General features: G+C 66.7%; 9 protein-coding genes. 5 read left to right on the forward strand and 4 right to left on the reverse strand.

Features of this window, described 5'->3' with window-relative positions; all coding sequences use genetic code 11:
* The first annotated feature begins 89 nt into the window (after window positions 1-89).
* A complete protein-coding gene (locus OEB96_RS25275) occupies window positions 90-2,093 on the forward strand; it encodes an AAA-like domain-containing protein (protein WP_266219286.1) in 2,004 nt (667 codons plus the stop codon).
* 67 nt (window positions 2,094-2,160) lie between these two features.
* Here the strand turns inward: OEB96_RS25275 and OEB96_RS25280 are convergent, their stop codons facing one another.
* Complete coding sequence (locus OEB96_RS25280; protein WP_266219287.1) at window positions 2,161-2,970, reverse strand: class I SAM-dependent methyltransferase; 810 nt, start codon at window positions 2,968-2,970, stop codon at window positions 2,161-2,163.
* A gap of 273 nt (window positions 2,971-3,243) precedes the next feature.
* On the opposite strand from OEB96_RS25280, the gene OEB96_RS25285 reads away from it, so the two are divergent.
* The 3 genes from OEB96_RS25285 to OEB96_RS25295 are packed head-to-tail and all read left to right on the forward strand — an operon-like array spanning window position 3,244 to window position 5,409.
* Entirely contained in the window at window positions 3,244-4,839 is a 1,596-nt protein-coding gene (locus OEB96_RS25285) for a hypothetical protein (RefSeq protein ID WP_266219288.1), read from the forward strand.
* 13 nt (window positions 4,840-4,852) lie between these two features.
* Entirely contained in the window at window positions 4,853-5,026 is a 174-nt protein-coding gene (locus OEB96_RS25290) for a hypothetical protein (RefSeq protein WP_266219289.1), read from the forward strand.
* Between the two features lie 14 nt (window positions 5,027-5,040).
* A complete protein-coding gene (locus OEB96_RS25295) occupies window positions 5,041-5,409 on the forward strand; it encodes a YybH family protein (RefSeq protein WP_266219290.1) in 369 nt (122 codons plus the stop codon).
* Window positions 5,410-5,439: 30 nt separating this feature from the next.
* Here OEB96_RS25295 and OEB96_RS25300 read toward each other — a convergent pair whose 3' ends face one another.
* Window positions 5,440-6,216 carry a phytanoyl-CoA dioxygenase family protein gene (locus OEB96_RS25300; RefSeq protein WP_266219291.1) on the reverse strand — a complete coding sequence of 259 codons (777 nt, stop codon included), beginning with the start codon at window positions 6,214-6,216 and terminating at the stop codon, window positions 5,440-5,442.
* On the opposite strand from OEB96_RS25300, the gene OEB96_RS25305 reads away from it, so the two are divergent.
* Window positions 6,192-11,936: an AAA family ATPase gene (locus tag OEB96_RS25305; RefSeq protein WP_266219292.1), complete on the forward strand. Its 5,745-nt coding sequence runs from the start codon at window positions 6,192-6,194 to the stop codon at window positions 11,934-11,936. The genes OEB96_RS25300 and OEB96_RS25305 overlap by 25 nt on opposite strands.
* A 10-nt stretch (window positions 11,937-11,946) precedes the next feature.
* Here OEB96_RS25305 and OEB96_RS25310 read toward each other — a convergent pair whose 3' ends face one another.
* Window positions 11,947-13,131 carry a YcaO-like family protein gene (locus OEB96_RS25310; protein ID WP_266219293.1) on the reverse strand — a complete coding sequence of 395 codons (1,185 nt, stop codon included), beginning with the start codon at window positions 13,129-13,131 and terminating at the stop codon, window positions 11,947-11,949.
* 4 nt (window positions 13,132-13,135) lie between these two features.
* A complete protein-coding gene (locus OEB96_RS25315) occupies window positions 13,136-14,581 on the reverse strand; it encodes a TfuA-like protein (RefSeq protein ID WP_266219294.1) in 1,446 nt (481 codons plus the stop codon).
* Between the last annotated feature and the right edge of the window lie 224 nt (window positions 14,582-14,805).

Genomic DNA, 14,805 nt, shown 5'->3' on the forward strand with positions numbered 1-14,805 from the left:
ATGCCGTCTCGGTCACGAATTGCCAGCGCCAGGAGGCCCTCGTGATCGGTCAACAGACACTCCTGGATTCGATAGGATTGCCGCCGCTCATGAGCGACGAGCTTGGACCCGCACACGGCCTTGCGAAGCGCGGTGCCGATGGTGCCGCCGTGGTGGGCCCGTCGACGGTGCTCGGCGTGTGGCGACTCGTACGAGAGCTGGGTGTCGGCGGCATGGGGACCGTATGGCGAGCAGAGCGAGCCGATGGCGCCTTTCGCATGAACGCCGCGGTCAAGCTCATCAACCGCGATGCCGCACGCCCCGACCTGATCCAGCGCTTCGTTCGCGAGCGTCAGATCCTCGCCAACCTGGAGCACGCTGGCATCTGCCGCCTGATCGACGGTGGTACCGCCTCCGATGGTCGACCGTTCCTGGTGATGGAGCTGGTCGACGGCGTGCCGCTCGACCGCTACTTCGAGCACGCAGACGCGAGCATCCCGCAGATCGTGCACCTGTTCGCCAAGCTCTGCGATGCGCTGAGCTACGCCCATGCTCGTGATGTGGTCCATCGCGACCTCAAGCCGAGCAACATCATGGTGACCGCTCGCGGTGAGCCCAAGGTGCTCGACTTCGGCATCGCTCGATTGCTGGGAAGCTCGGAGCCCGCGCTGACCCAGACCGGCGAAATGGCCCTCACGCCGTGCTACGCGAGCCCCGAGCAGTGGCGTGCTCTCGAGGTCGGCCCCGCCTCCGATGTCTTCTCGCTCGGCGTGATGCTGTACGAGCAGCTCGCCGGGACGCTGCCCCGGATGCCGGGGCTCCATGGGGTCCATCAGGGGGCTCTCCAGGACGCCAACGTCGACGAGGCGCTGCAATCGCTGGTGCTGCGGGCCGTGCAGACCGAGGCCGAGCTGCGATTTCCCACCATGGCCGCCTTCGGTGAGGCGCTGCGTCGCTCCCTCGATGACGGCGGGAGCGCGTCTTCGTCGGATGTACGCCTCCGGGTTCGCCGCGAGGGGCCGGACGATGCCGAGCCGATCTCGTGCTCCACCGCCAGCGACGGGCCACGGTTGGCGCTCGAGCTTCCGGGTGGCGTCGTGGGCTCCGACTCGCCCCACTACGTGGTCCGTCCCGAGCTCGAGGACGCCTGTCTGCGTGGCATCGACAAGCCGGGTGCGCTCATCCGCATCAAGGGACCGCGGCAGATGGGCAAGACCTCGCTGATGACACGCCTGCTCGAGCGCGTCGGGCGGGCCGGGGCCCGAGCGGTGAACATCGATCTTCGGCTCACCGACAACGTGATCCTGGCCGACCTCGATCGCTTCTTGCGCTGGCTCTGCGCGGTCATCACCCGCCGACTCGGCATGAAGACCAGCGTCATCGACGAGGAGTGGGACGACGTGTTCGGGGCCAAGGACAACTGTACGGACTACATCGGGAGGTACATCCTCCCCGGCCCCCAGCCCCTCGTGCTGGCGATCGACAACGTCGATCGCGTGTTCGAGCATCCAGCCACTGGCGAGGAATTCCTCGCCCTGCTTCGAGCCTGGAACGAGATGAGCAGGAGCCAGCAGCCCTGGCGAGGGCTGCGCATCGTGCTGGCCTACGCCACCGAGATGTACCTGCCGATGAACATCAACCACTCCCCATTCAACGTGGGGCTTCCGGTGACGCTGTCGGAGTGGGATGCGGGCATGGTTCAGGAGCTGATGGGACGCCACGGGCTGTCGCTCGGGGAGCCGGAGATCGCTCGGTTGATGGAGGTGATCGGCGGGCACCCTCACCTGATTCGCGTAGCGGCGTACCATCTGGCCATGGGGATGACCCTGGACGACGTCGTCACCAGTGCCGCGGCCGACGACGGACCGTTTGCCGACCATCTCAAGTCCTTGATCTGGCGCCTTCGAGCCCAACCCGAGCTCGGTGAAGCCGCGGCGCGAGTGATGACCGCAACGATGGCCGTTCAGCTGAGCACGGAGCTGGCGTTCAAGCTGGCGAGCTTGGGGCTGGTCCAGGTCAAGGGGAACGGTGTCGAACCAACCCGGGAGTTGTACCGGCGGTACTTGATGGAGCGGCTGCAGCCAACTCGTCGAGGGGGCGTGGCGAATGGCTGATGGTGGGCATTCTCGAAGATGTTCCGTTGGCGCACGGTGTTCCGATCGGCTCCGGAGATGGTCACCGTCACCGGGCTGTGCGCACGCTGATGAGGCGCATGCCCTGGGAACAGTGGACCATCCCGTCGGGGTCGGTCAGCAGGGACCACTCTTCGAGCACCCGCGCTTCGAGCTCGGCCTGGAGCGCCTGTGGCAAGCGAACGATATCGTACATCGTTTGCAGCGGGGGCCAGAGCCGAGCCGGCGGGAGCCGGGCGTGGACCTCGAAGTCCTCGATCGTGAGGCTGCGTTCGTCGTAGCGTGGGTGGCAAAACAGTTGGGCGAGCCCGCTTCTCGCCAAGAAGCGCGGATCGCCGAGACGGAGCCGCGGCAAGCCTGCCTCCGCAGTGATCCCGCGAATGCGGTGCAGCAGGGCGTCGTAGGCCGGATCGTCGATCTTGCGGTTGGTCAGCGCGACGAGCTCGCCACCGAAACGAAGGATCCGGGCGATCTCGTCGAGCACGGCCTCGGCGGGCGCGATCAACATCAGCGCCATGTGGCACAGGACCACGTCGAAGCCACCGGTTGGAAGCGGCATCGAGCGGGCATCGGCGTGGACCAGCTCGACCGCCGGGCCCACGCGACGCCGAGCGACTGCGAGTTCGTCCTCGCTGCGATCGAGTCCCCAAAGTGGCGTGAAGCCTCGCTCGTCGAGCAGCGCGAGCAGGTGTCCTTCACCGCAGGCGAGATCGAGGATGCGGCGACTCGGCTCTGCTCCGCCGAGGCGCGAGGCGAGCACCTCGTAGCTCGAGCGTCCAGAGTCGTCACGCCATGGTTGCAGACCGAACGAGGTACGACCTGGTCGACGATGATAGCGCTCGAGGAACTCGTCACTCACGATGGTGTGTCTCGACTATGAGTAGGAATCTCGCGGGCAGGAGATGATCGAGCTTGACCCGAGTCTCCAGATCAGCAATGATGAGAAGAGTAGAGTGTTATGGCAACCATTGGATCTCGTCTCGAAATTGCGAGCCATTACGCTCGCAACGGCCAGTTCACCAATGCATCTCGCGAGTACGAAGCCGTAGCGGCGAGCCTTTGTGTTCCAGGTGAGCCGCGTGACGCCAAGGCGCTCGATGGCCTCGTGCACATCAGCGCCGAGACGGCTGGCATGGATAGCGTACCCCATGCAATCGCCGATCTGCAATCCCCAGTGCACGATGCGCTGCTCTCGTGCTTTGGTCGCGAGATCGTGGAAGGCTCGAGCCACTTCATTGGATTTCAGTGGCCGGGGACTACCAAGATCTGGGTGGTGTCCTATCATGCTCGCGAGCGCCAGGTGCTCGACGAGTGCTCGTTGCCCGTGGGCCGGGGGCGGATGTTCGTGCTCGCGGCCACCGAGACCGGGGTCGTGGCCTCACCCATGTCCGATCTCGTTCGGGCTCGGCTATCCTACCTGCTGGCCCACATCGGGTGGTCCGGCGTCGAGGATGCTTCACGGCTGTACATGCAGCACCAAATCTTGCTCGGCACGGGGGCCTCGGCGTTGCTCGCGGCCGCCCAACCCATACACTTGGCGCTCGCGATCCAGCCCGACAATGCCTGGGCCTCGGGGCGGCTCGGCGAGACCTACCGCCGGATCGCCAACGGCTGGCCTGGCTACGGAGATACGCTCTTCGACCCCGAGCCGCGGGTCACGAACTACGTGCTGGCACTGCTCTACTATCAACGGAGCATCGATCTCGAGCCGGATGCCCCCGGTGCATTCTGGGTTCACGCTCACCTCGGTGCGGCCATCGTGAACGTTCGTGCGTTTGCTGGTGTGGTCCACAAGCCGCAGAGCCCCGCGCTCGACGCGTTGCTCGATGCCTGGTTTCCTGGATCCGCTCCCGACGAGGCCTATCGGCTCCTGACTCGGAAGGGGCAGGGCTCGCTCATCCTGGCCCAGCGAAGGGCTGGCAATTACTACCCCTGGGCCCAGGACTACTACGGGGCGACCCTTACCTTCGCTGGTTTCGATGTCACCGAGCAAGACTTGGCGGTCGACGCGTTCGCGCTTGCGCTGTTCAACGTGGTTGCGGCGACGCACTTGCAGCCCTCGATGGCGAAGTTCGAGTTCGAGCCAGGCGAGCTCTATGTCAATGACTTCTTGCAGTACGGCCTGCTCGCCTTCTGGTTGCGCATGCCCATCCGGGCGTGGGCGCTCACGCGCAACGGCATGGGTCGGATGTTTCAGTTCGACTTCCTGCCCGGAGTGCAAGCCCTGCAGGGGTTCCAGCTCTTGGTCGACATCTCGGCCGGGATCACCGCTCACGAGCTCCCGTTCGTGCCGAACGAACGATTGATTGCGCTGCTCAATAGCGAGATCGGGGCCGACTTCTCCGTGGGCGGGGTGGCGATCCCCGAGGTTCCCATCGTCGACACGACCGCGCTCATCGGCTTCATCGACGAGGTCGTGGTGCGAGTGGGCAGGCCGACGATTGCGCCCGCCATGTCGAGTGTCGCTCCGCTCGACACCAACATCGAGATGAGCCTCATCCAGGCCTACTTCGTGTTCAAGGACTTCGAGTCGATCCTCGAGCGGCTTGGTGGCGATACCACGCAAGTCTCGATGTGCATGGGCCGAATCGCGGACAGGTTGGGCTTCGAAGCACTTGGTGAGGGGTGGGATCCCACTGTGGACTCCAGGCACGAGCTCCTTGGGGTGATGATGAGCGGAAAGCCCACCCACAAGATGACCACCCACATCCGGCCGCGCTCGCCGTGAGGAGAATGAACAAATGTTGAACGAATCCATGATGAACGAACCGAGCATCGATGAGCTACCACTGCACTGTCTGACCGCTGCCATGGCGACCTGCATCGGGCTCGACCCGGGACCCGACCCGACCTGGTATCCCGACGAGTGGCCGCAGGATCCAGACCCTGAGCACGTGGACGACGTACGAGTCTAGCCGAGGGAAGCGCCATGCCAGCCAAGACTCCCATCGAATGTGGTGACATGCTCCTCGATGCGCTCAATCGGGGCGACGTGGAGGCAGCCGTTGCGCTCTACGAGCCCGATGCGCTGTTCATCAGCGGGGGCAATTCCGTGCAGGGGCACGCGGCGATCCGCGAGACATTCGCGGGGTTCGCTGCTCTCGAGGCGGAGTTCTCGGCCGAGCGCAGGGCCATGCACGTCACCGGCGACATCGCGATGGCCCTGAGCACGTGGAAGTGCGAGGGGGTCGACGCCGACGGCAACCGCGTGGAGTTCGGTGGAGACTCGGTCGATGTCATCCGCCGGCAGCCCGACGGTACCTGGCTGTTCGCGATCGACAACGCGACGACCGAGTGAGCCCCTGTCCGTGTGAGGTAGTGCTCGGTCTCAGGCGAGGGTCTCCCAGCCGTCGTCGCTATAGTCGAGCAGAGCCTGGACCCGAGGTGGGACGGCTCGCAGTGCGTCGAGCCCGCTGGTGATGCACTGGTTCTCGATCGGGCGCAGCCAGCTCGGGATGTAGCCGAGGTAGAGGCCGATACGGAGCTCGCCATCGTCGCTCGCGCCCCCGCCGTGCAGGAGCTGCCCGTGGTAGAGCAGCACCGAGCCGCGGGGCATGCTCGCTCGCTCGAGTTCGGCGGCCTCGGGCCGGCGGAGGCGAGGCCACCGGTGACTGCCGGGGACGACGACGGTCGCGCCGTTGCGGGGGGTAAAGTCGGTGAGCGCCACGATTGCACTCATCAGGATGGGAAAGGGCGGCCGGCAGTGGCGCCACGAGTCGGCGTCCCGGTGCAGGGGCTGGGCGACCTGGCCCGCTCCGATCGCGATGAGCTCGCCGGTGCTCAGGCGATAGTCGCGGGCGTTGGGCCCCAAGAACCGGTCGCACACGCCGAGCAGCAGCGGCTCGACCAGCAAGGGACCGACTCGAGGCGAGCGCGCGACCATTCCTCGCAAGCGCTTGGTGAGTCGACCCGAGAACTCGGGATCGTCCTTGGCGCCCACGTTGCACCACGGGACCGCGTCGAGCTGCGGACGAAGGTCCGCGTACAGGGCATCGATGCGCTCGGTGTCGATGCCCTCTTCGACGATCGCCACCCCGTCGCGCTCGAGGGCGCCGAAGACCTCGTCGTGGGCCCGCTCGCGTGGAAACCGCTCGACCACGCGCATGGTTAACACACCACGAGCAACCGCCACAACGTGGTACTACACCTGGGCTTGGTCGTAGTGCGCGGAGGCGACGGCTCGTGTTGAGCTTGAGGGGTTACACCATCATCGAGGAACTCCACGCGGGAAACCGCTCCTTGGTGATGCGGGCAACTCGTGACATCGACGGACAGGCGATGATCCTCAAGGTGCTCGGGGGGGTCAACCCCACCCCGGAGGAGATCGCCCGGCTTGATCGCGAGAGTCGCCTGCTGGCGGGGCTCGACTTGCCGGGTGTCGTCGGAGTCCACGGTCTGTTCCGGGCGTCGGATCACTGGGTGCTCGCCATCGAGGACTTCGGCGGTGACTCGCTCGCCCGTCTCGGTGTTGCCGGCGAGCTCGAGCTTGGCGAGCTGCTCACCCTGATTGCAAGGGTCACCGAGATCGTCGGGGCACTCCACGAGCGCTCGATCATCCACAAGGACCTGAACCCCTCCAACATCGTGTGGGCCCGCGATCGCGATGTCGTCAAGCTCATCGACTTCGGGATCGCCAGCCGGCTCTCCCACGAGACGGTCGCCTTCGATCACCCCCGGCTCATCGAGGGGACCCCGGCCTACCTCTCCCCGGAGCAGACGGGTAGGACCCACCAACCACTGGATCATCGCACCGATCTCTATTCGCTCGGCTGCACGCTCTACGAGCTGCTGGTGGGGGCTCCACCCTTCGAGCGCGAAGATCTCATCGAGCTCGTCCACTGCCACCTGGCCCTTCGTCCCGACTCGGTGCTCACGCGCCGCCCAGAGCTGCCCGGGCAGCTCGCTGCCATCGTCGACAAGCTCCTGACCAAGGGCGTCGACGAGCGATATCAGTCGGCGCGCGGCCTGCAGGCAGATCTCGCACGGTGCCTGGCCCAGTGGCGCGAGTCGGGGAGGATCTCGAGCTTCGAGCTCGGTGCGCAGGACTTCTCCGCTCGACTCGCCCCGCCGGCCGTGCTCCACGGCCGAGATGCCGAGGTCGCGCAGATCCGATCGGCGTTCGAGCGAGCCTGCGACGGTGCGACCGTCTACGTCTCGGTGTCCGGGCCGCCGGGCATTGGCAAGACCTCGCTGGTCAAGGCACTCCGCGAGCCGGTGACCGCCCGACGCGGCTCGTTCGTGTCGGGGAAGTTCGAACAGTTCCGGCGCGACACTCCCTACGAGCCGATCCTCTCCGCCCTCGACGCGTTGCTCGGCCAGCTGCTGATGGAGCCCGCCGACCGCGTCGCGGAGTGGTCCGACGCTCTGCGCGCGGCTGCCGGGAGCATGCTGCCCGTGCTCGCCGACTTCCTGCCGCGGCTCGAGCTGCTGTACGAGCAGCTCGCGCCCTACCCGAGCCTGCCGGTGGCCGAGCTCGATCTTCGGTTTCGCCATGCGTTGGTCGATTGTGTGCGGGTGCTCGCCCGGGCCGAGCACCCGTTGGTGATCTTCATCGACGACCTTCAGTGGGCCGACGGAGCGTCGCTGGCGTTTCTCCAGCTGGCGCTGGTGGAAGAAGCGGTCCCGTACCTCCTGGTGATCGGTGCCTACCGAGACGAGGAGCTCGTGGCAGCGCATCCGCTTCGGGCCGTGCTCGAGCAGCTCCGGTCGTCGAGCGCGGAGCGGCTCGAGCTGCACCTGCAGGCCCTGGATGAGGCTGGCACCCGGGCCCTGGTGGGGGGAGTGCTGCGGCGGCACTTCGACCCCAGCGGCTCGGCGGCAGCGCTGATCCATCACAAGACCCACGGCAACCCGCTGTTCGTCCACACCCTGCTGCGCACGCTGGTGGGCGAGGGGATCGTGAGCTTCGACTCCGAGGCGGGTGGGTGGCGCTGGGACCACGAGCGCCTTCGCGTGCTCGAGCCGAGCGACAACGTCGTCGAGCTCGTGCTGTCGAACATGCGCAGGAAGCTCCCATCCGCGACTCGGGAGCTCCTGGCACAGGCGGCCTGCATCGGTGCCGAATTCGAACTCTCCCTGCTCGCGGCGGTGTGTGGCCAGTCCCGTCACGAGGTCGCCGCCGCGCTGATGCCCGCCCTCGAGGGCGACTACCTCATTCCCACGCGGGGAGACTACCGCCTCTTCGAGGCCGGGCTCGAAGGCCTGTCGCAGGCCGCCACCGAGCTTCGCTACAAGTTCGCCCACGATCGCATACAGCAGGCCGTTCACGCCGAGAATGCGCCGCAAGCTCGGTCTCGGATCCACCTGCGCATCGGTCGGGCAATGCGAGCACGCCACGCGGAGGGACCAGTCACTTCGCAGATCTTGGCGTCGGCCAGCCAGCTCAACCGCGCACTCGGCCTGGTCGACGACCCGGCCGAGCGACTCGAGATCGCCGTGCTCAATCGCGACGCTGGCGACCGGGCCAGACAGGCGGTCGCCCCCGCGGCGGCCCGGGAGTACTACGAGGCAGGGCTCTCGTGGCTCGGTGGAGCGTTTGGAGCCCCGGCGCGAGACGACCACGAACGAGCATTCGCCCGAGACCATCGGTTGGCGCTCGAGCTGACCCAGAAGGCCGCTGACGCCGCCTACATCGACGCCAACTACGAGGCGATGGATCTGCACCTGGACATGGTCGACCGCCACGCGTGTGGAGCCCTCGAGCGAGTTCACACTGCTCGGGTTCGCATCAACGCCCTCAGCGCCCAGAATGAATTCACCGCTGCCATCACGATCTCCCGCGGACTGCTCGGCGAGCTTGGGGTCGAGCTCCCGCTCGAGCCCACCGTCGAAGACGTCGACGCCATGCTCGCTACCGTCCGCCGTGAGCTGGGCACGCGGCGCATCGAGGAGTTGGCCGAGGCCGGACCCATGACCGACGTTCAGGCCCTGGGTGCAATGGGGCTGTTGGTGAGTACCATCCCACCTGCCCGCCTCGCCCTCCCGGCGCTGTTCGACCTCGTGGCCGCGCAGATGGTGCGGCTCACCCTGCGCCATGGCCTCGCCGAGGAGTCGATCCAGGGCCTGCTCTGCTACGGGATGGCACTGTGTGCTCGCGCCCAGATCGAGCTCGGCTACGAGCTCGGTTGCCTCGCCGAGCTGCTCGTCGAGCGTCGCCAGCTCCGCAGTCAGATGGCCGATCTCGCGGTGCTCGGCGGCTGCTACATCTTTCACTGGAAGCGACCCAACCGCGACTCGATCGAGAAGATGCGTGCTGGCTACCACGCCGGGCTGGAGAGCGGCCAGGTGGCCTCGGCCTGCAACAGCCTGCAGACCAGCACTCTGATGGCGCTGATCAGCGGTCAGCCGCTCGAGCAGATCGACCGGGAGTACCACGAGTGCGCGGATGCCCTACGTCGGCATCGCCAGTTTCCCTACCTCAACTGGGGCTACATCTATCACCAGGGGGTACAGAATTTCCTCGGCCTGAGCGACGACCCAACCCGCTTGCAAGGCCACGTCTACGACGAGGTCGAGCAGCTTTCCGTCCACGAGCGCCAGGGCGATCTGACCTCGATCTACGTCGTCAACTTCAACAAGGGGATCCTCGCCTATCACTTCCATCGCTATGAGCAGGCGCTGGCCCACCTGCGTGTGCTGGAGTCGCTCAACCAGGCAGGATCCATGGCCACGCCGATCGCCAATTTCTATCTTTGCCTGGCGCTCATCGGTCACTGCATGACGCTCGCCCCGGGGCCCGACAGAGAGCAGGGCCTCGCCCAGGCGCAGGAGCTCACCTCCACCATGGCTCGCTGGGCGAGCGCCTGCGTCGCCAACTATGGCCACAAGCACCACCTGATGGCCGCAGAGCTGTGTCGGCTCACCGGTCGGCTCGCGGATGCGCGCGAGCACTACGACCTGGCCATCGAGCTCGCGCGTGAGCACGACTACACCCAGGAGGAAGGCCTGGCGTTCGAACGCGCCGCGCTTCACTATCTCGAGCGCGGCAGCCCGCGCCTTGCGGGCTACTACATCCGCGATGCCTACTATGTCTACGAGCGCTGGGGGGCGCGCGCCAAGCTCGAGCACCTGCGCCATCACTACGGCTTCCTGCTGTCGGGCGCTCCCCGCAGCGCCGCTCCGCACCGAACCCCCACAAGACCCGACGCGCGGTTCTCCACCGGCACGCATGCCACCCTGGACCTCGACTCGGTGCTGACGGCGACTCGTGCGATCACCCGGCAGACGGGCATCGATGAGCTGCTGCAAACCATCATGCGAGTCTCGCTCGAGCACGCCGGGGCCGAGCGCGGCTTCTTGATCCTCGTGCGCGAGGAGCAGCTCATCATCAAGGCCCACGGTGAATTCGGCGAGACCACGAGGATCGAGCCGCTGTCGCTCACATTGGAGGATCGACCCGACCTCGCTCAGTCGGTGGTTCAATACGTCGCACGAACCAGCGAGCCCGTGGCGCTCGAGGACGCGAGCCAGAGCGAGCGCTTTGCGCCCGATCCTCGCTTCGTGGGCCAGGCGTGCAAGTCGGTGCTGTGTGTTCCGATCCGCAGCCAGGGCACCCTCGTCGCAATCACCTACCTCGAGAACAATCGGGCCCGCGCGGTGTTCAGCGCCGACCGTGTGGAGATCTTGACCCTCATCATGGGACAGGCCGCGGTCTCGGTCGAGAACGCGCTGCTCAAGCAATCCGAGGAGGTCCGCGCGCTAGCGTATCAGGTCGGCGGCAGCCTGCCTTGCGATGCCGAGTCGTACGTCGTCCGCAGGGCCGATCGCCTGCTCGAAGAACACATGAAGAATGGCGAGCTGTGCTACGTGTTCAACGCCCGTCAGATGGGAAAGTCGAGCCTTCGTGTTCGAAGCGCGGCACGCCTCGCGGAAGCGGGAGCCGCGTGCGTATCCATCGACCTGAGCTCGATCGGCTCGCGGAACATCTCCGCCGAGCAGTGGTACGCCGGCCTTGCGAGGGCACTGGTGCACGGCCTCGGCATGCAGGCAGAGCTCCAACTACGCCGATGGTGGCGCGACCTCGACGAGCTGTCACCCGTGCAGCGCCTCGATGTGCTGATCGACGAGGAGGTGTTGTCACGCATCGATACACCGATCGCCGTCCTGATCGACGAGGTCGACTCGGTCCTCGGTCTCGATTTCAGCCTCGACGACTTCTTCGCGCTGCTCCGCTCGTTCTACAACCGCCGGGCCGAAGACCCGCGCTATCGGCGGCTCAGCGTGGTTCTGCTCGGGGTCGCGAGCCCAGCCGATCTCATCCGCGACCGCCGCCGCACATCCTTCAACGTCGGTCGTTCGCTTCCTCTGTCTGGCTTTCGCTTCGATGAAGCCAGGGTCCTCGCGCGGGGGCTCGCCCACATCGGGAACGAGGAGCGGCTACTGCGAGCGGTGATCGACTGGACCTGTGGTCAGCCCTTCTTGACACAGAAGATCTGCAACCTCATCAGTCGCGAGGAGTCCCGGCCGTCTCCCGGTCGGGAGCGCGAGTGGGTCGCCAAGCTCGTTCGAGCCCGCGTGATCGACCACTGGCAGCAGCACGACGACCCCGAGCACCTCGGGACCATCGCCGCCCGAGTCCTGGCCGCGCAAGCGCAGGATCCCACCGTGCTGGCCCGCTATCGCCAGGTCCTCGAGCGGGGTGAGGTCATCGCCGACGGCTCCTCGGTGGAAACCAGCCTGATCTTGTCGGGTCTGGTGACGCGAACCTTCGACCGCGTGGAGGTCGGGAACCCGATCTACGCCGCGGTCTTCGACCTCGCGTGGATCGACGGCGTGCTCGCGCCCCGCCACACCGACCCGACACTTCCTGGGGACCGAGCTTCGTAGGCTTCCATCTCTAGAGCAGCTCGCGACGAAGCGCGAGGGAGGGGACGATGACCTTGACGACGGGGACATCGATCGTGGGCAGGCACAGATCGATGCGGACGACGGTATCGTGCCCACCAGCGGTGAGGGCCGCGAGCGCTTCGGCGAGGTGCTCGTGAAGATCGCGGCGCTCGGGGTGGGAACCTGGGGCCGTGGGCGCGAGTTCGCTCCACCGGGTATCCGGCCGAAGACACGCAAAGAAGCGAAGCGCGGCGCTCGGGGCCAGATCCTCGCGCATGAACGAGGGCCGCGTCATGATGTCGTCGCGGGCAGCCTGCACGACGGTCAGCCGTGACTGGATCGCCTCCGTGATCGCCCGAGCCGTGGCCACGCGAAGGTCGGGGTGTGCCCCGGCGCCCATGAGCAGGGCCGTGCACGCGTGGTGCGGCCGATGGTCGAGCAAGAACGCCCACAGCACGTGCACGGGCGCGCGGGCGGGGACCCACAGCAGCACCAGCTGACCATTGGCCGCGTGGATCTTGGTGATGATCTCGGCCAGCCGATCGTCCGCGATGGTGGTTGGATCGACGACGCGGCAGGTCCCGCGGATGTCGAGCATGTCCCTGCGAACGACCTGGGAGATGGCATCTCGCTCGAGCAGCTCGTATAGCGCGTGCACGGTGGCCTCGACCATGTGGTTGCCCGAGGCCAGTCCATTGGTGTTGGTCTGGTAGATCGTCGGCTCGATGAAGTATGCCGCGCTGGCCGGGAGCCAGGGCTCCGTGCCCGTGATCAGCTCTCGACCCTGCACCCAGTCGATCACGCAGCGATCGGAATGGAAGAAGCGTTGGTCGGCCTGATCGCGAAGCGGCACCAGCGTCGTCAGCCCACGCGCTCGCATGTCCTCCAGGCTGGTGCGGACGAATCGCGAGCGATCCGGGTTCTCCGCGTGGAACAGCTCGATCGCCTCCATCGCAGCGGAGACCTTGGCGGCTGCCTTCGTGAGCCCCTTGCCGTTGCCCGTCTGCAGCACCAGCCCTCCGGGTCGAACCGCCGTGTAGGTCGGCACCCCAAAGTCGTCATCGAGCCCGGTGATCTCGGCGAGGCGGGTGATCCCACAGCGCCTCAGCAGCGGTTCGATGCGCGCGAGCGTGTGCTCGGGAGGGACCAGGCGATGCGTCCCGAGGGTGTACGCGGGGACGAGCGGGTCGGTCATGGGTCTACCGCTCCTCCGCGACGAGCTGTGCGGCCCGCCCGGTGATCTGCAGCTCTTCCAGCACCGCCGTAATCGGCGCCCATCCCGTGTAGCCGAAGCGGTAGGGCTGCTGGTGGACGATCCAGTCGCTGCAGGCCAGCTCGGCCACCAGCCCGCGCCACGGCTCGATCCCCAGGCCCAGGGTCGTGCGCGCATCGACCCCGCCCAGCTCCTGCTCGGTACGCTCCACGACGGCCTCGGGACAGCAAATCCCACGGACCCGAGCCCATGCCGCGAGGAAGCACTGTCGAGCCGCTCGAGCCGGGTCGCTGCAACCGTCTCCTCGTGTCCCCTCCTTCCCGCGCTCACGAGCCCACAGCTCGGGAAGCCGCGAGAACAGGGAGAAGTCCAGCCCGAATGCCGCGGGTCCTTGCTCGAGCATCCACGAGACCAGAGCATGCTGCCGCAGCAGCTCACGCTGCTCCGCCACCGTCAGCCCGTTGGCCATCAGCCAAGGCCCGAGTTCGTCGACCCCGTGGCGCTCGTTCCACCGCTCACCAAAGGCTTCCACGTGCTCATCAGGACACTGCACCGCCCAGTGCTCCGCGAGCGAGTCCAAGTAGAACCGCGTCGCTGCCTCGGCGAGGCACTCGCGCACCAGGGCTCGATCCGAGCAGATTCGGTCCCAGACCTCCTCTCCGCTCACCAAGTGCCCCTTGGGGTGCCGCAGCCCCCGCTTGCGCGTGCTCGTTGCTCGGTAGTAGCGGCTCGGCGCCGGTCGATCGACGGCGGGAGACCGCACGTCTCCCCGCGCGAGCCTGGCTGACGCGTGCTCGAGCGCCCGCTCGGCGTCCCGCGCCTTGAGGTCGAGGTCGGCGTCATCGAGCGCGCTCCTCAGGCAACGTCTCTCGTCCTCGGGCCACCTGGCCACGACCTCCGACGCCAGCAGCTCACCGTGCGTTCGCCACATGAACGGAACCTTCTTGACGTGCGCGATGGCATCGCGCGCCTGCTCGGGCGTCAGTCCACCCCGTTGTACCGCTGTCATAAGGCGGTGGCGCGTGTCTACCAGGGGCTGAGAGAGCAGACGGTATCCGTCGTCGGCGTCCGAGTGCAGCAGAGCGACCTCGTCATCACCGTCGATCACCCCATCGCGATACCACTCGAAGATCTCACCCACCCCGACCATGCCCAGCGAGTGCAGCTCCGCCGCTCGCAAGGCGCCCATGCTCGACGCACCGATCACGCAGATCCCGTGGTCCATCGCCTCGAGGAGCTCGCGATGCCAGATTGCAGCGGCCCCGTGAAAGACGCCGTCGATGAGGACGATGATGCGCACGCCCGAGGCGACGAGCCGATAGACATCGCCCATGCGAGCTGGCGGGTAGTAGGTGGCATCCAGGAGAGCGGCAGCACGAGATCGGGGCAACGACGGTCCGAGGAACACCGCGACTGCCTGTGAGGCATCCATTCGCGGGATCATTGTAGTGAAGTTCCCGAAGGTCCTCGGGTCGAGCACGGACCTCCGAAGACCTCGCCGCCGCGTGGATCATCCACGCGCCCGCGTAGCCGGGCCACGAGCCCACTCCCCACCGATTTCCCAACCCACTGAAATCACGTCCATATCCCAGTGGCCCTCCGCTTGCTTTTTAGGCCGACGTCGCCGCTCACGAAGCCGGTGAGCCCGAGCCAAGC

The sequence above is a fragment of the Paraliomyxa miuraensis genome (genome assembly GCF_026337845.1).
GTDB classification, from domain to species: domain Bacteria; phylum Myxococcota_A; class Polyangia; order Nannocystales; family Nannocystaceae; genus Paraliomyxa; species Paraliomyxa miuraensis.